The sequence below is a fragment of the Thermophagus sp. OGC60D27 genome (assembly GCF_052400625.1).
GTDB lineage: Bacteria > Bacteroidota > Bacteroidia > Bacteroidales > Marinilabiliaceae > Thermophagus.
On record NZ_JBQTGH010000003.1, the window covers coordinates 136,982 to 157,429 of the forward strand.

Below are 20,448 nucleotides of genomic sequence, written 5' to 3' on the forward strand. Positions count from 1 at the left end.
ACTGTTGATGGTCGGCCATACGAAACAAAAAAAGGATCTGTTAACTTTCCACCTCTTTCCAAACCAGGGCACTCGCCCCAACAATAGCGGCATCACCCGATTTTAATTGAGAAGGTAACAGTTTAATCTTGTCCTTAAACATGGGCAATAAATGTCGGTTCAAGCTTTCGTAAGTAGGTTTAAAAATAAAGTCGCCTGCGGCAACTGGTCCACCAAAAAGAAAAATAGCTTCCGGTGCCAGATGGTGCACCGTGTCAGCCAGTCCTTGCCCCAAATATTCACCGGTTTTTTCAAACACTTCTTTGGCTATTTTGTCCCCTTCAACCGCAGCCTCGTAAATCATTTTAGATGTTAACTCATTAAAAGATTTATTCGCCAACAAACTATCTTCGGCATTATAATGGGCCATAAGTTCAAAAGCCGTTCTTTTCATGCCGGGGGCAGAACAATAGGCTTCCAGATGGCCTCTGGCGCCACAACCACAAAGGCGACCTCCCGGAATCAACATCGTGTGTCCACATTCTCCGGCAAACCCGTCATGACCATAAACCAAATCACCATTCACAACCACACCACTTCCAACACCAGTTCCGAGGGTGTACATGACAAAATTTTTCATCCCCTTAGCACCGCCATACACCATTTCCCCAATAGCTGCTGCATTGGCGTCATTCGTCAGCGCTATGGCGTACGACTCCGGAAAATTCTTTTTAAGGGCATCCACAACATGAATGACACCATTAAAGGATAAATTGGGAGCATACTCAATGGTTCCGTTATAATAATTTCCATTAGGAGCACCTACTCCAATCCCTAAAATGCTAATATCTTCATTCAATAACTTTAAAGCCTTGACAAGCTCTTTAATCTCAACGGATAAATCAGCGATATATCTGTCAAAGTCTCCGTGTTTAGGGGTATCCATCGATCGACTTACCATAACATTACCATCCTGATCCACAGCACCGATTACAGTATTAGTACCACCGATATCAATTCCAATTGCAATTTTTTTCATAATTATTTTATGTTTCATTTAAACAGTAAAACAAACACCTCCCTAATTAAAACAGTATAGGAAAAATCAATTTAATCAAAATTAATTGGGATAAAGGTCTAAGTAAGGTCGTTCACTCACACAAAAAAGATTACAGCATTTTTTAACGACACGATGTTCAAAATCAAATGCAATAATACTGCAAATTTGCTTTTTTTACAAATACTTAACACCGTCAAGAAATACAAAAAAACTTAATACTCTGAATGCAATTTAAGGTTAAATCCCTAAGATGAAATAATAAAAAGGGCATCCCATGCATGAGATACCCTTTTCAATCCAAGATAATAATGTTTAAAAACAGCTTTTTGATCCTTATTCCAGATGCTTCATATTACTATGAATATTTCTTCAGTATTCGTATTCCAATTCAATTTCATCAAAAGGTCCATAATACCCTTGGTTCTCAAACACTAGAGTAACTTTATCATGGCCCTCAACCTGAAGTGGATCAAGGTAAAAACTAATTAACCCCCAATAACGGCTTACTTCGCTATCATTACGTTTGTTATGCCGAACCTGCAAATAAATCTTATTTTCATCATCGGTTTGCTCTTCAGGGTCAATCACCATATTAATATCATGGGTTTTATTATCTCCATAAAAAGCAAATCTCAAATTCAAAAACCCACCGGAAATCCATATCTGGTCAATATATATATAATCCGAACCTATGGTATCCCGACTAATCTGGTCCAATACCAAAATGGAATCGGTAACTACTTCCTGGATACTTAAAGCGTCAGCCAAATAGTCATAAACGTCATTTTCACTCCCGGGTTGTATAATGGAATACTTCATCAACACCCTGACACTATCATCAAAATCAAAACCGACAGGTGAATTTCTTAATTGAAGGGTCGTTTCAGAATCGGTAATAACCAATGGTTGATCATCGGGTCCATAATCTGTTACTCCCAATTCAAGATAATGAGGCGTTGAATCATCATCATCCAAACACGAAGTGGAAACAAACAACCATAAACAAGACACAACAGTCAATAAAAAAACAGTTTTCATTGATTTCTTCTCCTTCTTCTTTAGTTTAACAATAAAATCTTGAGCCAATCCGCTCAAAAAAAAACTATTTCCCCAAAGATGGAAAAGAGAAGAATTGGTTGCGTTACCAGAAAAAAAATAAAAATTTATTTTTCAATATAAGTTACTTCCAGATCTACGACTCTGGGAACAAAATCGTTGGTCCAAAGACTGGAGCCAATGAACACCCTTGCTTTGGTCCCGTAGGCCATATTCCGCAAAGCCAGATCAATACCCGGGTATATTCCTCCCTGATAAGTATTGGTATTTCCTACTGTATAAATATAGGGGTCATCGGAGTGATAATTGCTGGCGTAAGGATAGATAAAGGGAGTATTCGTCGTATCACTTGCAATTTCATAATAGACATATCTAAACCCCACGACTTTTCCTACTTTAACAGAATCACCGGATCCTTGTCTTAGTTCAAAATAGACAAATGTTTTATCATCAGCTGTATCAACAATGTTATAACTTACTTCTTTTAAAGTATCAACCACGTCAAAATAATAATCCTCCATCAATGCTTTTTCTTCAGCAAGCATCTTTTTGGTATTTATGGTATAGCCATCATCACATGCAGGAATTACGATCAAGGCCATTATTATAAAACCAGTTAAAAGCAGTTTTAATGTGATATTTTTCATTTTCAGGTTTTTAATTTTGCATTAGTATATAGCTTTTCTTTGTAATTAGTTTGATGCAACATGGCAAGGCTTTTATGATACATGTTCTTGTTTGAGAAAATTCTGCCATGCTCGTTTCAATCATACAAAAAAAAAGATTTTTACTGAAGCGTACAAATTGATTGTTATAGATTAATTACTGATGTTTTACATCTACCACTTCGACGTTATACAATAAAATAGCTCTGGACGGAATTTTCCCATCATCACCAATCAGACCATGTGCCAGATGGGGGGGCATAATAAAGGAGGCTCGTGCCCCTTCTTTTAGCATTAAAATGCCTTCCTCAAGTCCAGCCTCAACGCCTCCCCTCCCAACCAGAAACTCTTTAGGCCCGAGCTCTTCAGAATCATAGCATAAAGTACCATCCAACAGTTTGATAGTGTACTCCAGTGATACGACTTCCCCTTTCCTTATCAATTCACCGGTGCCAGGGTCATCAATACGGTACCACAAACCGGTTCCGGTGGATTTCATATCAAGTTGGTTCTCAACAACAAACTTTTCAATCGTTTCTTGTTCCCTCTCAACCAACTTTCTATTGATATTGATATATGTTTCAAGAGGAATCTCCACTGATTTCTCCCTTTCCCTTCTGTTTTGCGACCCAGAACAACTGCAAACAGATATAAAAAGAAGTGAAACAAAAATTTTACGGACAATAGGAAAAGGACTCATAAACTATCATTCTTCGTTTACATAAATTGATGAATAGCAAATTCAATACCATAAAATCAAAGCTGCGACAAAAATTCGGGAAATGTCTTTCTAAAACGTTCCACTGCCTCCTCAAGCGTTCCATGCCATTCTCCACCTGCTGCATTAAGGTGCCCTCCTCCTGAAAAATACTGCTCCGAATATTGATTTACTGGAATATCATATCGAGACCGAAATGAAATTTTCACAAATTTATCCTTTACTTTTTCAGTAAAAAGAGCGGAGACATCAATTCCTTTTATGGCAAGAGGGTAATTTACAAACCCCTCGGTATCCCCAGGCCGATAACAATGTTTATCCAATTCTTCTTGCGAAATGGTAATATATGCCAGAGAGAAGTCAGCCACCACCTTTAAATTATGACACAAAACATGTCCCAACAATTTCATTCTATTTAAAGAGTTACTCTGAAACAGCTCTTTATGGATTTTTTCTTTATCAATACCCTTTTCGACCAACTGGCCAACAACACGGTAAGTATGAAGATGAGAAGAATTATAACTTAAAGAACCGGTATCGGTAATGATTCCAGAATAAAAACACTCGGCCGCACTAACATCCACCTTTTCTTTCCACCCCATTGCTTCAATCAAGTGAAAGGACAACTCACAAGTGGATGAAACCGATGTATTGGAAAACTGCAGGCTTGCCAACTCTTGGTCGGGGAATGGATGATGATCGATCATCACTTTGGGCGTTTTCAACAATTTGATCACATCCGACAAATCACCACACCGGGAGATGGTATTAAAATCCAGAAAAAGGATAAGGTTAGCCTCTTTCAACTTCAAATCACCTTTCGGTTTATCATTCTGATAAACAACAATTTTATCAGCTCCACTCATCCACGTCAAATTGGATGGAACTTCGTCGGGAACCACAACCGTGGCATCGAACCCCTCCTTAATCAAAATATTCCACCACCCTAATACACTTCCGATAGCATCCCCATCACTGTTTTTATGAGGAACTAATACAATTGAAGTGGCATTTTTCAACCATTTTCTAAAGCTATTTATCTGATTTTTGCTTATTTCCATATATTAGATATAGTAAAGATGCAAAGGTAGTAAAACCCGACTTAAACAAAAATTATTATTTTTATGTCTGCAACAACAAACCAGAAAGCAACACAATTGTGAGAGATAAGATTATAGAGAACAAAGAATGGAGGATGCTTAGGGAGTATGTTTTGAGTATTAGGAATAGGACAAATGCACTGGCATTAATTCCATGATAATGTCTGACATATCTGATGGATAACACTTACATCCAAAAGAATAACGACAACGCAGCGACATAATTGAAATAATCTTAAAGACAACCAATATTTGAATATTATGATAAAGAAAAACATCACCTTTACGATGATCAAACCCTGCGCCATAAAAGGAAATCATGTTGGTGAAATATTGGCACACATTGAAAAAGCTGGATTTCGTATTATTGGCCTAAAAATGGTACAACTGTCTCCTGAAAAAGCCCAACTATTCTATGCCGAACATAAAGAAAAACCATTTTTTGATGAACTGATTGAATTTATTTCCTCAGGACCTATTGTCGCAGCCCTCCTAGAGAAGGAAAACGCTGTAGCCGATTTCAGAGAATTAATAGGAGCCACCGATCCTCGGGAAGCAAAAGAAGGAACTATTCGCAAAAGGTTTGCCCAAGACAAAGGGCATAATGCCATTCACGGTTCCGATAGCGAGGCGAGTGCACAAAGAGAGGCCCGGTTCTTTTTCAATACTCTGGAATTATTCTGATGAACCGGGCATAAACATCCTTTTACCAAACAGGAGGGGTTCCACGTTTAGTGGTAACGATAACCACTCCGTTTTTAGCTTGTTCGCCAAATCTTTGCACGGCCTTTTCCCCTTTCAGTACTCGAACTGACTTCACATTGTAATGGGGTACCTCGATGTATTCTTTTACGATCTTGCCATCAATAACAAACAAGGGCATTTTCTCCGTCAAGCCGTGATCATGGAGAGTTTGTATCAACATCTTGGTATCTTCCGAAAGCTTAAAAGGCACTTTAATTAAAACCTTACAGTTTACATTTTCCCCATCGATTCGCGCCGGCTTCCAATCCTGCATAAGGCTTACCAATCGTAATGCTTCGGCATCCAGCAATGCATCTACACTTTTGGTGATCTGCGGCTCCAATAATTTTCCATTGTCCGCAATAATTGCAGAAACTTCTACCATCCCTTCAATTAAATCAATCCTGGCTTCCTTGGGATAGCTCATATATTGCTCCAAAAAACGATCAAGTTGCCTAGGTTTTCCTTTAAAAACAGGAGCTTTGTCCACCTCACTTTGAACCACAACCGACTGGGCCATGGAGAAACTGGTCAATATCAATGCTGGCAAGACTATCAGCAGGACGAAAAACAATGACTTTTTCATAGCACAAATTTTAAGTTCAGGAAGGTCAAGGGTTAAAAACCAGAATATTACAAACTTTTTACATACTATCAATAATTATACCAAAACAGGGGAAAGATCATTGTTCATTCAATGGGAAACAATCATTTTTGCCCCGCTTTTAAGCATTGAGGATAATTAACTTTTTTCACTATATGCAAAAGATAACAACCAATCTTCTGAAACTACATTTGGTAGTATTCATTTATGGCTTCACAGCTATTCTTGGTAAATTGATCACATTAGATGCTATTCAACTGGTTTGGTATCGAATGCTAATCGCCTTTCTGGCTCTTGGTATTTTATTAAAAATGAGAGGAAGAAAATTAAATATAGGCCTAACCACTATTTTTCGCCTAACCGGAATAGGGTTAATAGTTGCTTTTCACTGGATTACATTCTTTTATTCCCTAAAAATCAGCACCATTTCAATTGCTCTGGGCTGTCTTGCATCCACTGCCTTATTTACCAGCCTTCTGGAACCCGCACTAACCAAACGTAAGTTGGCATGGCTGGAAGTCTTTACCGGCCTTATCATTATCCTTGGTCTTTATTTGATTTTCCGGTTTGAGATGGACCACCTCAAAGGAATCCTTGCAGCCCTCACGTCCGCATTTCTGGCAGGTTTGTTCACTGTATTGAATAAATTGATGGTTGTACGCCATCGCCCGTTGGTCATTAGCTTTTATGAAATGGGAGGGGGATTCATTGGCATCACTTTGTTTATGTTAGGCACCGGATCATTTCAAGCCGGTATGCCCCATCCCATTTGGAGTGACTGGGTTTTTCTCATTTTGCTTGGAGTAGTTTGCACTGCCTATGCATTTGCTTCCAGTGTTAAAGTAATGGATGTTTTATCAGCTTACACCGTGGTTCTTACAACCAATCTAGAACCTGTATATGGTATTTTATTGGCTTTTGCCATCTTTGGCGACTCAGAATTAATGTCGGCAGGATTTTATGCTGGCACGGTCATTATTTTAACCGCAGTATTCCTTTTTCCTATTCTAAAACATAGCAAAATGCCTTCAAAGAAATAAGTTTTTTGCCGCTCGGGTGGCTGTTTGCTTAAGGTATTCATAGGGTCTGCTCATCAGTTCCTGCAATGATGCATTGCCCTTGTCCATTGTAAAAATGGCATCAAAAGGGCTGATATTTTCAACGATTGAACTTCCGGCAATGGCCACGACCTTTTTTCGGTATTTTCTAGCAAGAGCGGCTAACTTTCCCGGCCCTTTTCCCATAAAAGTTTGTTCATCGATTTTTCCCTCACCGGTAATAACCAGATCCGCATTCCGTACATAAAAATCGAGATTCATCTCTTTGGAAATCCATTCAAATCCGTTATAAATTGTTGCATTGCTAAGAAGTACCAGGGGAAGAGCTGCCCCACCGGCAGCCCCCACACCTTCCAGATTCAAAATGTTCTCTCCTGTTTTGGGCTCTATAGCCTTGGCCCATTGACAAACTTTGTCCTCCAATAGAAGAACATCACTCTTATCCACCCCTTTCTGGGGCCCAAAAACTCGAAAACCTCCCTGAGGCCCTACCAAAGGGTTGGTTACATCGGCCAGAATGGTCCATTTCGTTTCCAACAATCTTTTATCGATTTGGGAAAGGTCGGCTGCAACGAATTCAAACAGATGATTTTGATGTTTAGTGCAAAGCGCACCGTTTTCATCAAAAAATTTGCACCCCAAAGCCGCCATCAACCCGGTTCCGCCATCCACGGTGGCACTTCCACCCAGAGTGAGGATTACTTCAGAGACTCCCTCCTCCAGTGCTTTCCAAATTTGTAAGCCGGTACCAAAAGTAGAAGTCATACGAGGATTTTTCCGGACAAGGCCTGCAATTCCAGATGCTTCAGCCAACTCAATTACGGCGGTATCACCATCGTTAAAACATCCTCTCTTGGCCCAAACCTCCTTTCCCGTGGCATTGGGAACACGCTCTTTTATTAATCGACCATTCCAAAATCCGGCAATTATCTGTAAGGTCCCTTCTCCTCCATCGGCCAGAGGTAATAGGCGACAATCTAAATCAGGGACGACCGTCGCAAGGCCATCCCTGATGGCTTCAGCTGCATCAAATGCGGAAATGCTTCCTTTAAATGAGTCTGGTGCAACTAAAACTTCCATTTTTTACCGGATTAAATTTCGAGCGTTCAAAAGCCGTTCCATAGCCTCTTCTATGACTGACCGGGGCGACGCGATATTTAAACGCTGAAAACCTTTCCCCTGAATACCAAATGTCGGACCATCGTTTAATCCTAAACGAGCTTTTTCGACCATAAATTTTCTCAATTCTGCAGTCGTGAAACCCCACTCAGAGAAGTCAAGCCACATCAGAAAGGTTGCCTCCGGCCTATGCACCTTTACCTCCGGCATGTTCTTATTCAAAAATCCCTTTACATAGTCGATATTGCCCTCAAGATAGGTTAACACTTCATCCAACCAGGGCTTTCCATATTGATAAGCCACCTTTAAGGCCTCTGCACCAAACATATTGCCAATAAACAAGTGATATATTTGCAATTTACGTCTCATCCTCCTAAGCAATTCCGGATTGGAAGCAATAAAATAAGCAGTGTTAAGCCCTGCAATATTAAAAGTTTTACTGGGTGCCATACAGGTAATGGTATTTTCAGCCAACTCAGGGCTGACAGATGCCATTGGGATATGGGTATGTCCAGAAAAAACCAGATCGGCATGAATCTCATCCGAGATTACAAGAACATTGTTCTTCAAGCAAATTTCTCCGGCAGTTTTCAACTCCTCACTGGTCCAAACTCGCCCTACTGGATTGTGTGGATTACAAAATATAAGCATCTTCACATCAGGATCAGATGTGACTTGATCCAAATGGTCAAAATCCATACGATACCCTTCCTGAGTGTTGACCAAAGGATTTTCTTTTATTACTCTTTGATGATCCTTTATGACATCGAAAAAAGGGGGATAAACGGGGGGCTGGATAACGATTTTATCGCCCGGTTCCGTAAACGCCAGAACCGACAGAATCAATGTTGGAACCACCCCGGGGGAAGCCTCAACCCAATTTTCTGATATTTCCCAATCATGTTTGTTCTTCACCCAGTCCACGATGGACTGATAAAATTCTTCATCTCGAATGGTATATCCAAAAACCGGATGTTCAGCCCTTTTACAAATGGCCTGGCCAATCTCTTCACACACGGCAAAATCCATATCGGCCACCCATAAAGGCAAAACATTGTTCGTCCCAAACAAACGTTCACGAAATTCCAGTTTCAGGGCATTGGTTCCTTCTCGGCTTATAACTTGGTTAAAATCCATCACAAATATTATTTCGATTTATTTGATATAAAAAAACATCCGAAGCTTTCACTTCGGATGTTAAAAATATAAAATGAAATATTATCAAAACATGATACAATACAGGCTTTTTTTTTACAAAAATTACCGTTGATCATGTTTTAATTGAATCGTTTATTCCGTGACTGGTTCCTTAATTGTAATGGTAAAACTATCTTCCGCCTCATTTCCCTCAGCGTCCATTACTTTAATACTAAAGGTATATTCACCTGGTGTTGCATTGTCAATGATTCCGAAGGGATCTTCATTTTCAAATTCATGACTTTTTCCAGATAAAGAATAGGACTTTTCATGGTTAAAAGGCTCCGGATCCGGAACACTTTTAAGCGAAGCACTTTTCTCATTATAGCTTACAGAAACCACACAACTATCCAGTTCTTCATTATCCTCCAGGGTACCATTTAAAAAAATAGATTTGATACCGTCATTTTCAAACTCGTCACCTTCCTTGGGTGAAGTCAGCGAGATGGTAGGTTTTTCTTTGTCTACTGTTTCCTCTGGATCGGTACCTGGATCCGGATCTGGATCATCATCTCCACCGCAGGCAGCAAGAGCAAAAACCGACAAGGCAGTAACCAGAAAAAAGTAAATGAAGCTTCTTTTCATAAATTCCATTTTAACAAAACTTTTAAATTACACATTAATTATTAAGTCAAAAGATGGTTAATTCTCAATTAGAATATTGGTTCAAAAATCAATCTTTAAAACATTACACACAAGATTCTTATTATCGCTTAAAGACCACTCCTATAATCCTCATAAACCTTTTGAATTCCCTCTTTTAATTCGATAGTAGCCTTAAAACCAAGATGGTTGAGTCGCGAAACATCCAGTAATTTTTGGTAAGTACCGTCTGGTTTGGTGCTGTCCCAACGAATTTCCCCGTCAAATCCCGTCACCTCCTTAACCAATCCGGCAAGTTCGGCGATGGAAAGATCTTCTCCAACACCAATATTAATATGCGTGTTACGGACTTCATTAAGTCCCCTTTCTTTCACCACATCTTCAAAATCGACTTCTTTCATAAGATAGACACAGGCCCTTGCCAGGTCATCAGAGTGTAAAAATTCTCTTCTTGGTTTTCCGGTACCCCAAAGCCTCAGTTCTACCTCCCCATTGTCGGTTAAAACAATCCCAAAGTCCCTGAGTTTATGAATTAGAATATCATCACTTTGACCAACATCAATTCCTTCTACGGGTTTAATTCGAAAATCGTTGCGTATCTTTTCAAAATCTTTTTCATTCAGCAGTTTAGCCAGATGCATCTTTCTAATCATAGCCGGCAACACATGTGATCCCAGAAGATTATAATTATCATTCGGTCCGTAAAGATTGGTAGGCATGACTGAAATATAGTTGGTACCATATTGAAGATTGTAGGCCTCACACATCTTCATCCCGGCAATTTTGGCAATGGCATATGGCTCATTGGTATATTCCAGTACATCGGTGAGAAGATACTCCTCCTTCATGGGTTGCGGACAAGCCTTAGGATAAATACAGGAGCTGCCTAAAAAGAGCAGCTTTTTCACACCTGTCTTCCATGAACAATGGATGATATTATTTTGAATCTGTATATTCTGATAAATAAAGTCGGCACGATAGGTATTATTGGCCATGATACCTCCCACCCTTGCGGCCGCCAGAAAGACGTATTCAGGTTTTTCATCATCAAAAAACCGTTCAACAGCCTTTTGGTCCAACAAATCCAACTGATTGTGTGCCCGCAAAATTAAATTATCAAATCCTTGATTTTGAAGTTCCCTTGTAATGGCAGAACCGACCAACCCCTTGTGCCCGGCTACAAATATTCTACTTTTTTTTTGCATTCCTATTTGGTTAATATTCTATTCTAGGGTGAAACCCGACTGAACAAGATTAAACATTTTTCCTGTAAGAAAAACAATTTCCTACTCAAATCATTATTCAAAATAGTTTAATGTACGATAGCCTCCGTCATTAAGGAATTTATCCCGTTTCATGAGTTTCAAATCAGAGTGCATCATATCTTTAACCAATCCGTTTAAATCATATTTGGGTTCCCATCCGAGCTGTCCTTTAGCTTTGGAAGGATCACCAATCAGCAGGTCAACTTCTGTAGGACGAAAATAGCGAGGATCCACTTCTACTACGCAGCTGCCTTTTTCAAGTTGAAAATCCGGATGATTACATGCCACCACGTAACCTTTCTCATCGACGCCTTCACCCTTAAATTCAATTTCAATACCAGCTTCAGAAAAGGCGCGAACGACAAATTCGCGAACCGAGGTGGTAACTCCTGTGGCGACCACATAATCATCGGGTTTATCCTGCTGGAGCATCAGATACATGGCTTTCACATAATCCTGAGCATGGCCCCAATCTCGTTTGGCCGACAAATTTCCCAAAAAAACCTTTTCCTGAAGCCCCAGAGCAATTCTTGCTACGGCACGGGTAATTTTCCGGGTAACAAATGTTTCTCCCCTGATAGGCGACTCATGATTAAACAAGATGCCGTTACAGGCATACATATTATAAGCTTCACGATAGTTGACGGTAATCCAGTAGGCATATAGCTTGGCAACTGCATATGGAGACCGTGGATAGAATGGTGTTTTTTCACTCTGTGGAACTTCCTGCACCAATCCATATAACTCACTGGTTGATGCCTGATAGAATCTGGTTTTTTCCGTCAATCCCAACAAACGGATCGCCTCCAAAAGACGAAGCGTCCCTATTCCATCTGCATTGGCAGTATACTCGGGTGTATCGAAACTCACCTGCACATGAGACATCGCCGCCAAATTATATATTTCGTCCGGTTGAATTTCCTGAATGATTCTGATCAAATTGGTCGAATCCGTTAAATCTCCGTAGTGGAGAAAGAAATTACGATTTTCCACATGCGGATCCTGATAAAGGTGATCGATACGTTCGGTATTAAAAAGCGAACTGCGTCGTTTAATGCCATGTACGATATATCCTTTTTTTAATAGAAATTCGGAAAGATAAGCTCCATCCTGACCGGTTATTCCTGTTATGAGTGCGACTTTAGACATAATGAAAAATCTTTTACACAATATTTAATTCAATTACTACAAAGGTATCATTAAATGTAGTTTTAGCTTAATCCGCATGACCTATTTCCGGCTTAACTTTCGGAAAGGCCATCAATTGATCAAAACATTCAAGCAAATATGTTTTGATCCCTCAAAATTCCAACATTTAAACGAAAGTGACCAGACTATTATTGTAAACTAAGACAACGTTTCCCAATACCATTGAATGGCTGCTTTTAACCCTTCTGCCACATTATATTCCGGATTATATCCCAGCAATTCCCTGGCTTTATCAATGGATGCCAAAGAGTGCGGCACATCTCCCTTTCGTTCGGGGCCATAAACCACCTCTACTCCACCAATGGATTCATCAAAATCGGAAAGCAGGTTCTTCAAATAATCCACCAATTGATTGAGGGATGTCCGTGCTCCACAAGCTACATTATAGACGGTATTAACCGCCTCTTTATTCTCTACCGTAGCGGCCAGCTCATTCGCCTGCAAAACATTGGCAACATATGTAAAATCACGGGAAAAAGTACCATCACCATTTACCACGGGGGATTGCTTTTGAATCAATGCACTAACAAATTTAGGGATCACGGCGGCATACGCCCCATCTGGATCCTGTCGTGGCCCGAAGACATTGAAATAACGCAATCCGATAAGTTCCATACCGTATAATTTGGCAAATACATCGGCATACAACTCATCCACATATTTGGTAATGGCATAAGGGGAAAGAGGCTTTCCGATTCTATCTTCCATTTTAGGCATCTCTTCGCTATCGCCATAGGTGGATGAACTGGCTGCATAAACCAAACGTTTGACGCCGGCGTCACGAGCAGCAACAAGCATATTCAAAAAACCACCGATATTGACATCATTGGTGGTTATCGGATCATTGATGGAACGCGGTACGGACCCCAAAGCCGCTTGATGAAGCACTATTTCAATATCATTGACCGCCTTTTGGCAGCTTTCCAAGTTTCTAATATCCCCTTCCATCAATTGAAACGATGGATGCGACAGAAAGCCTGAAATGTTTTCTCTTTTCCCGGTAGAAAAATTATCCAAACACCTGACTGTATTATTTTGTTTTAAGAGTTTTTCAATCAAATTTGAACCTATAAACCCGGCCCCGCCGGTAACCAATACCCTTTTCCCTGTGATTGTTCGCATATTATTATGTATTTTCAATTTTTAAAATTTTAATTTTCTTTAATGGGTTTATCGCTTCAAAAAAAGAAAAGGATCCAACTCAACTTCTGATATTATATTACAATAAACCTATTATTGGTATATGTTATTTTGGTAAATATGCAAAAAAAAGCGGCTACTAACCGCTTTTTTTGATCAACTCATATAAAAAGGACTTGTTTATCCATTTATTTGGCATAACTAATAGCACGGGTTTCCCTAATCACTGTTATTTTCACCTGTCCGGGATAAGTCATCTCAGTTTGAATGCGACGGGCAATATCAGCCGAGAGCTGGTCAGCCTCATGATCACTAACCTTTTCGCTTCCCACGATGACGCGCAATTCACGTCCTGCCTGTATCGCATAAGTTTTCAAAACACCGGGATACGACAATGCCAGGGTTTCAAGATCTTTAAGTCGCTTAATATAGGCTTCGACCACCTCACGGCGGGCTCCGGGGCGGGCGCCGGAAATGGCGTCACAAACCTGTACAATGGGAGAAATCATGCTGGTCATTTCCACTTCGTCGTGGTGCGCACCTATGGCATTACAAATGTCCGGTTTCTCTTTATATTTTTCAGCCAGCTTCATCCCCAAAATGGCATGCGGCAATTCCGGGTCTTCATCACTTACTTTCCCGATATCATGCAACAGTCCTGCCCGTTTGGCCTTTTTCGCATTCAATCCCAGCTCCGACGCCATAATCGCACACAGATTAGCCGTTTCGCGGCTGTGCTGTAACAGATTCTGGCCATATGAAGAACGATACTTCATTTTACCGATAAGTTTGATCAACTCGGGATGAAGCCCATGAATGCCCAAATCAATAGCTGTTCTTTTACCGTTTTCGATCATCTCCTCTTCCACCTGCTTGCGCACCTTATTCACCACCTCTTCGATACGTGCGGGATGAATACGCCCGTCGGTCACCAGTTGGTGCAACGCCAGGCGAGCTACTTCACGACGCATAGGATCAAATCCGGAAAGCACAATAGCCTCCGGCGTGTCGTCGACAATGATCTCTACTCCTGTAGCGGCTTCCAGCGCCCGAATGTTTCTTCCTTCCCGACCGATAATACGCCCCTTAATTTCATCCGAATCAATATGGAAGATGGTTACAGAGTTTTCAATGGCTGTTTCGGTAGCAGTACGCTGAATGGTTTGAAGAACAATACGTTTCGCTTCTTTATTGGCATTGATACGCGCCTCATCCATGATATCGTTGATATACGACATGGCTTCTGTTTTGGCTTCAGCCTTGAGGGATTCGATGAGCATCTCTTTGGCTTCTTCGGCCGACATACCTGAAATGGCCTCCAGTTGTTCAACCTGTCTCTTATGCGTTCTTTCCAGGTCTTCACTCCTTTTTTCCACCAATTCCAATTGCTGGTCGAGGTTTTCACGCAAAACATCGTTTTCTTTTCTTTTCCTCTGAAATTCTTCCATCTTCTGAGAAAAAGCCACCTCTTTTTGCTTTAGTTTATTCTCAGCAGAAATAATTTTTGAAGTACGTGCATTAATCTCTTTTTCATGCTCGGCTTTCAACTGCAAAAACTTCTCCTTGGCCTGAAGAATTTTATCTTTTTTAATCACTTCGGCTTCCACCTCTGCTTCCCGAATTATTTTACGCGACCTGGCAGCCAATGCCTTATTGACAAACAACCAGGTCAAACCGCCTCCTGTAATAAACGCAACAACTGCTATTACTATTTCCATTATTCCCATTACTATCTGTTTTAAACTTATGAAACAAAAAAAATCCGCTACTTTCTCCTGATTAGTTTTATACACCCAATTGTCACGATTCGGTGCATTCAGGATAAAGTGCGGGTATCCAATATTTTATTAATGCAACTCCTTCTATTCTTCGGCTAATATTGCATCCAATTTATCGTTTAAGTCTTTTACGGCATCTATTATGGGCAGGTGATCCTGTTTGTTTTCAAGCTCCAGCATTTTTATAACATATTGTAATGAAGCCATGGCCAGAAAATCCTGGACATCTTTGTCATGATACCGCTGTTTATACTGTAATACTTTCTCATTAATCAGACGTGCAGCCTTCCTGATTTTCTCCTCATCGTCCCTATCGATCCTCAAAGGATAGTAACGGTCTGCAACATTTACCCGTATGGAAAGCTTATCATCCATTTAATGTACTTAACGATTTAAAAGTGCAATGCACTTGTCAATTTCCCGCACAATTTGATTAATCCTGTTTTTGGTTTGCTGAATATCCTCTTCTCCACTTTCAAGTACCTTTGCCATTTTTGCCAACTCGAGTTGTTTTTCAACCTCTGCTTTGGAAGCGACAGCTTCTTTCAGCTGACCGGTTAGTTGTGCCACTTCATTTCGTAATAATTCGTTTTCACGTTTTACACTCTGGTACAACTCGGCCAGTCGGTCAATCCGATTTCCCAATTCAGCAACCAATTCTAAATTTGGATTAACCATTGTTTATTATAAAAAATCAAACTTTAATTTATTCTATAAATAAACTACAATATTTAGTTTATTACCATAATAACCTTAATCCCATCAAGCTCTACACCGTTGTTTTCCGGCTTTTATGCTTCTTTATTCAAAGACGTTGAAATCTCACGAATAATTCAGGACTTTCAAGGACAAAATTAACATTGTTCCAAAATTACCCAAAATCCCTTAGAAAAAAAAATCATTACTAAAAAAGAGAAGTTAAACAAAGGAGGAATTGAGCTTCTCCGTCGTGGAATATTTCCAAAGATATTAAATAACCCAATCAGAATTTTCGTTTTCCCTTTCCAAAAAAGGCTGCCAAGAAATCTTAGCAGCCTTAATAAAACGTGTTCGTTGTGTTTTATGATCATCAATTCTGCAAGAACATTAAACACTTTGGATTAACAATATTGCTAAATTGGACCCTACGAATAATTTTTCGCTCAATGTAGATGATTGAAAATTCACCCAGACCATTTTTTCTTCTGCCCGTAATGCAAAGCTTCATTCTAATTTCACAGGCAAAATTAAACTTCAGCCTTTATGGATCTAAAGATCTAACAATTAATAAAACTAACCATCTTTAGATTTTGCAAAGATTATTGATAGTTCAACACAAAGTTGAGGCCGGCAGAGATCCATCGCCCGGGGCGTTTTAATTCTCCCAGATCATAATAATCACGGTCAAACAAGTTGGAAGCTTCGGCAAAAATTCTCCATCCCTTTTTCTGCCAGGTAACTCTCACATCGGCAAGCCAATAAGGTTTGTATTCCACCATTTCGGCATCCACTGATCGTGTGAACGCCCCTACCCGATCCTGAAATAGAAAATTCCAGTGAGCCGATAAATCTCCCACAATTTTGTGATCAACTCCTATATTGAGTTTATGAGCCAGATGATTCAAAACATAAACCGACTCATACCCTTCTATCGGTTTTTTATCCTGGTCGAGCCGGGCATAGCTCACCTCTATTTTTTCAATCACAGGCATGCCAATGCTTGCGGGAATGAGGGTGGCACCCACCTCTATTCCCCAGGCATTTATTTTGTTCACATTGGTGGTCGTATAAACATCATCACCGATTTTTCTTCCCCAGTCAATTAGATTGGTGCCTTTTCGGTAAAAACCATTAAGATGTCCCGTTAAGGCCGTGCTTACATATCGGAAACCTGTTTCGATGGAAGATGCTTCTTCGGGTTCCAAATCGGGGTTTCCCACATTGGTTGGTCCTTGATAAAACAGGTCTGTAAAAGAAGGCATGCGCAACGATTGATTGTAACTGGCCATCCATTTTAAATGAGAAGTGACCCAATAGCTGAGATCAACCCCGGGAAACCATTTCATCCGATCGTCAAGACCAGAATTAAAATTGGCCATCACCCCACCCGACGCGGAAAAATTGCCAACTTTTATGTTATGCTCTATAAAAACAGAAGCATTGGCGCGTTTGTAACTTTTGGTAAACAGGGCATCCGGCTCGCCGGGCACTTCAAGAGGTTCATGGAGCTCATACCCGATATTATTACTCCAGATATTTTCCGAACGAACTTCTCCCCCCAGCGAGGTTTTACCCAAAACCCAGGGAATTACGGCATTTACACTGGCTCCAAACACGTCGGTCATATGATAATTGTGACCACCATACCAATCGGGGGCATTTTCTCCATTACGGAACAGTTCAAACCGATCGTGATGCCGACGCCAATAGATGGAAGGTTTCAACTGAATGGTTTGTCCGGTTTGAAAGCCAAGCGAAGAGAAGAGGGTGCGGGTTTCTTCAAACTGATTGGGATAAAGCGCGGTATAAAAAGAATTGGCACCAAAGGCCTTTTCGGTATATCCGGTTTGAAAATTGAGGCTTTCTCCGTTCTTTTGGTAACGAAATTGATAAAAAAGATTGAGGAGATCGAAGTCGGTATTATCGATATAACCGTCACTGGCAGATTGGTTAACCGACAAATAGGAAGTGGTATTCCCCCAATTATGATTCAAAGTACCACCTAGGCGATAAAGGCCGTGACCTCCAGCCATTATTTCGGCAGATACTTTATTTTGTCGGGACGTAGCCGTAATGATATTAATGGCCCCACTAAAAGCATTTGGACCATAAACTCTTGCTGCCGGCCCTTCAATGATTTCAATGCGATCAATGCTGCTCAGATCCACCGGAAGGTTCAAATTGTGATGCCCCGTTTGCGGGTCGGTAATATTGATTCCGTTGAGCAAAATCATAACCTGGTCAAACGACCCTCCGCGAACGCTCAAATCGGCTTGTACCCCCAGAGGTCCACGTTCCCGAACATCCACATTCATCACATACTTAAGCAATCCTTGCAGACTACGCACCGGTATTTTTTCGATATCGGCCCTCGGAATAACGGTAATGAGCCGGCCCACCTCGGTATATAGCGCCGGCGCACGGCGGGCGGTCACCTCTACCTCGGCAAGACGGATTTTATTACTGATGGAATCAGTCTCTGTTCTGGCAAACGTATTCATATAACCCAGACTGATAAAATAGGTTGCGGCCAAAACACCGATTTTCACTTCGCGGTGGAGTGTACTGAAAATCGCATAACCGCGGTTTTGCCAGCGTACAAACACCAGCTTTTCAGAAAAAGAAAAATACTTTTTAATGTTCATAATTATTAAAATTTTAAAGATTAAAACGCCCCAAAGATATGAAACGAGCATGACAATGTAGATTTGTCACATTAGAGTATGTATAAATACGGCATAAATATGGCTAAAACATTGGTACTAAACCCTTATTCACAAATTTTCAATTTGCATCCCCAGATTTTTTCAGTCGTAGGATTGCAAATGGGATGCTTATGATTTTAGCAAAACATGCTTATGATTTTTAAAACGATGCGCATGTTTTTTAAAATGATGCGCATGTTTTTGGAAATGATGCGCATGTTTTTTTAATGATGCTTTTGATTCTAGGAATCGATGCGCATGCATCCGAAAACGGAATCCCAATTAAACAGAGATGAAACGAGCAGAGCAACAATTTACATAACAAGATCATGGACAAAAAAAACGTGCCATCCGCATCTCGGCAAGCCAAGAAATTAGACCAATATTATCCACATGGCACCATAAACAATCGGTTTTGGTCAAGGCATTGTGCCAATTGACTATAAATGCACCGAAAATGCTCCTGAGAATAATCATTTCCCATAGCGGCTATGAGTCGCCGGGCCAAAGGACCTTCATGGATTATCATAGAGATTACGGAATAGTATTCAGCATCCATTTCCCTTTTAAGATATGGTAATAAAAAACGCCACAAGTCGCCCGCACTAATCCGCTTTTCCTGGCACCCCCAGAATCCGGAATAAGCACCATGTTGAATGACAGCCCCATCCGACTCACGAATGGTTTCAAGGAATATTTCTGATAGGATAGACGCGTTCCACTTTATCTGGTCATCAAGGGGGCCGAAAAAGCCCTCTGCTGTCAGTTTTATGAGCGCAACCACCGCATCCACCACCGCCATGTCGGCCAATGGCGACTCCTGGTTGTCAATAATCCGGATTTCAATGGCACCTCGGTCAAAACGAGCTATTGCGCCACGTGAATTAAGAAAGTATTTATCCAATATTCCGTCCGGATCAAACGGTTTCAGATCTCGAACAATGGGGTCAAATATCTGTTGATGATACTCCTCTTTTGAAAAAACAGCCTCCGGAATGATTACGCCTGCAATAGAAGGAATCTTATCCTGATTATGTCTGTAAACTTCCATTCTGCTGTCGTGATACCCGGTAAATTGGCCATCAAGAAAAGGTGTCGAGGCCGAAATTGCCGGTATAATGGGAAGTACTAACCGAATGGCCGCATGAAGGCGTTTGAATTCATCGTTATTGCTAAAAGGCAGATTTATATGGGTGCTTTGCAAATTACTCCAGCCGTGCCCTTTGCAGTTGAATATCCGATCGTAAAGATGGTATATTTCATGGTATTTATGAGGCCACAGATGTGTTTCGCGGTAAGGGTTCATCCATGGATGAGCCCCTCCGGGGAGGAGCATGGCATTGAAACCTTTAAGAATCTGATTGATTTCTAAAACATTTTCATGCAAAACCTGATGAAGGCCTACCCGAGATTGAACAGGCCCATTTGTTTTTAACTCAACCACATGATTGACCAGTTCGTTGCTCCAGGCGATGGTGCCATTTTCAAAATCAGAGGTTATTATACCGGTTACCTGTCGCAATAGATCATCACAAATGGGCTTAACATTGAGGCTATTTCGATCCACAATCATATACTCCAGTTCCACCCCTGTAACCTCAAAAAGATGGTATTGTTTTTTCCTCTTCATCAACATATTATTAATTGTAATAAAGAACCCTGAAAACGCATCGTTCAAACATTTTCCCAAAGCTAATCGGGCAGCGCAGCCAAAAACCTGAAAAGTCAATGACTCACATTCGAATCCAA

At 40.6% G+C, this 20,448-nt stretch carries 19 protein-coding genes; 2 read left to right on the forward strand and 17 right to left on the reverse strand.

All coding sequences use genetic code 11. The features are described 5' to 3' along the window. Nucleotides 1-40: 40 nt before the first annotated feature. From ACT29H_RS04945 to ACT29H_RS04965, 5 genes are all read right to left on the reverse strand, one after another. Nucleotides 41-1,018 carry an ROK family protein gene (locus ACT29H_RS04945; protein WP_444820494.1) on the reverse strand — a complete coding sequence of 326 codons (978 nt, stop codon included), beginning with the start codon at nucleotides 1,016-1,018 and terminating at the stop codon, nucleotides 41-43. 390 nt (nucleotides 1,019-1,408) lie between these two features. Next, nucleotides 1,409-2,077, reverse strand: coding sequence for a NigD1/NigD2 family lipoprotein (locus tag ACT29H_RS04950; RefSeq protein ID WP_444820495.1), 669 nt, complete (start codon nucleotides 2,075-2,077; stop codon nucleotides 1,409-1,411). 125 nt (nucleotides 2,078-2,202) lie between these two features. After that, complete coding sequence (locus tag ACT29H_RS04955; RefSeq protein WP_444820496.1) at nucleotides 2,203-2,742, reverse strand: hypothetical protein; 540 nt, start codon at nucleotides 2,740-2,742, stop codon at nucleotides 2,203-2,205. A gap of 175 nt (nucleotides 2,743-2,917) precedes the next feature. Next, nucleotides 2,918-3,358, reverse strand: coding sequence for an FKBP-type peptidyl-prolyl cis-trans isomerase (locus ACT29H_RS04960; RefSeq protein ID WP_444820497.1), 441 nt, complete (start codon nucleotides 3,356-3,358; stop codon nucleotides 2,918-2,920). Nucleotides 3,359-3,516: 158 nt separating this feature from the next. Further along, nucleotides 3,517-4,539 carry a DHH family phosphoesterase gene (locus ACT29H_RS04965; protein WP_444820498.1) on the reverse strand — a complete coding sequence of 341 codons (1,023 nt, stop codon included), beginning with the start codon at nucleotides 4,537-4,539 and terminating at the stop codon, nucleotides 3,517-3,519. Between the two features lie 300 nt (nucleotides 4,540-4,839). Here ACT29H_RS04965 and ndk point away from each other — a divergent pair, with 300 nt between their 5' ends. After that, complete coding sequence (ndk, locus tag ACT29H_RS04970) at nucleotides 4,840-5,262, forward strand: nucleoside-diphosphate kinase (RefSeq protein WP_444820499.1); 423 nt, start codon at nucleotides 4,840-4,842, stop codon at nucleotides 5,260-5,262. Nucleotides 5,263-5,284: 22 nt separating this feature from the next. Here ndk and ACT29H_RS04975 read toward each other — a convergent pair whose 3' ends face one another. Further along, the gene (locus ACT29H_RS04975) at nucleotides 5,285-5,908 is read right to left on the reverse strand and encodes a TonB family protein (RefSeq protein ID WP_444820500.1); all 624 of its coding nucleotides are present in this window, start codon (nucleotides 5,906-5,908) and stop codon (nucleotides 5,285-5,287) included. A gap of 173 nt (nucleotides 5,909-6,081) precedes the next feature. Between ACT29H_RS04975 and ACT29H_RS04980 the strand changes: the two genes are divergently transcribed. Continuing rightward, nucleotides 6,082-6,966 carry a DMT family transporter gene (locus ACT29H_RS04980; protein WP_444820501.1) on the forward strand — a complete coding sequence of 295 codons (885 nt, stop codon included), beginning with the start codon at nucleotides 6,082-6,084 and terminating at the stop codon, nucleotides 6,964-6,966. Here ACT29H_RS04980 and ACT29H_RS04985 read toward each other — a convergent pair. The 11 genes from ACT29H_RS04985 to ACT29H_RS05035 form a co-directional block, all read right to left on the reverse strand. Beyond that, complete coding sequence (locus ACT29H_RS04985) at nucleotides 6,955-8,064, reverse strand: glycerate kinase family protein (RefSeq protein WP_444820502.1); 1,110 nt, start codon at nucleotides 8,062-8,064, stop codon at nucleotides 6,955-6,957. The two genes, ACT29H_RS04980 and ACT29H_RS04985, sit on opposite strands and share 12 nt — an antisense overlap. A gap of 3 nt (nucleotides 8,065-8,067) precedes the next feature. After that, complete coding sequence (locus ACT29H_RS04990; RefSeq protein WP_444820503.1) at nucleotides 8,068-9,240, reverse strand: MalY/PatB family protein; 1,173 nt, start codon at nucleotides 9,238-9,240, stop codon at nucleotides 8,068-8,070. Nucleotides 9,241-9,393: 153 nt separating this feature from the next. Beyond that, a complete protein-coding gene (locus ACT29H_RS04995; RefSeq protein ID WP_444820504.1) occupies nucleotides 9,394-9,885 on the reverse strand; it encodes a DUF4625 domain-containing protein in 492 nt (163 codons plus the stop codon). 128 nt (nucleotides 9,886-10,013) lie between these two features. Beyond that, nucleotides 10,014-11,108 carry a GDP-L-fucose synthase family protein gene (locus ACT29H_RS05000; protein WP_444820505.1) on the reverse strand — a complete coding sequence of 365 codons (1,095 nt, stop codon included), beginning with the start codon at nucleotides 11,106-11,108 and terminating at the stop codon, nucleotides 10,014-10,016. A 93-nt stretch (nucleotides 11,109-11,201) separates the two neighbouring features. Next, complete coding sequence (gene gmd, locus ACT29H_RS05005; RefSeq protein ID WP_444820506.1) at nucleotides 11,202-12,317, reverse strand: GDP-mannose 4,6-dehydratase; 1,116 nt, start codon at nucleotides 12,315-12,317, stop codon at nucleotides 11,202-11,204. Nucleotides 12,318-12,515: 198 nt separating this feature from the next. After that, nucleotides 12,516-13,499 (reverse strand): SDR family oxidoreductase, encoded by a 984-nt coding sequence (locus ACT29H_RS05010; RefSeq protein ID WP_444820507.1) that lies wholly within the window; start codon nucleotides 13,497-13,499, stop codon nucleotides 12,516-12,518. A gap of 206 nt (nucleotides 13,500-13,705) precedes the next feature. Next, nucleotides 13,706-15,244, reverse strand: a complete 1,539-nt coding sequence (gene rny / locus ACT29H_RS05015; protein ID WP_444820508.1) for a ribonuclease Y — start codon at nucleotides 15,242-15,244, stop codon at nucleotides 13,706-13,708. 135 nt (nucleotides 15,245-15,379) lie between these two features. Further along, complete coding sequence (locus ACT29H_RS05020; protein WP_444820509.1) at nucleotides 15,380-15,670, reverse strand: cell division protein ZapA; 291 nt, start codon at nucleotides 15,668-15,670, stop codon at nucleotides 15,380-15,382. Nucleotides 15,671-15,679: 9 nt separating this feature from the next. Beyond that, nucleotides 15,680-15,973: a hypothetical protein gene (locus ACT29H_RS05025; protein WP_444820510.1), complete on the reverse strand. Its 294-nt coding sequence runs from the start codon at nucleotides 15,971-15,973 to the stop codon at nucleotides 15,680-15,682. Between the two features lie 620 nt (nucleotides 15,974-16,593). Further along, nucleotides 16,594-18,639, reverse strand: coding sequence for a TonB-dependent receptor (locus ACT29H_RS05030; RefSeq protein WP_444820511.1), 2,046 nt, complete (start codon nucleotides 18,637-18,639; stop codon nucleotides 16,594-16,596). Between the two features lie 445 nt (nucleotides 18,640-19,084). After that, nucleotides 19,085-20,329, reverse strand: coding sequence for a carboxylate-amine ligase (locus ACT29H_RS05035; protein ID WP_444820512.1), 1,245 nt, complete (start codon nucleotides 20,327-20,329; stop codon nucleotides 19,085-19,087). Nucleotides 20,330-20,448 lie beyond the last annotated feature (119 nt).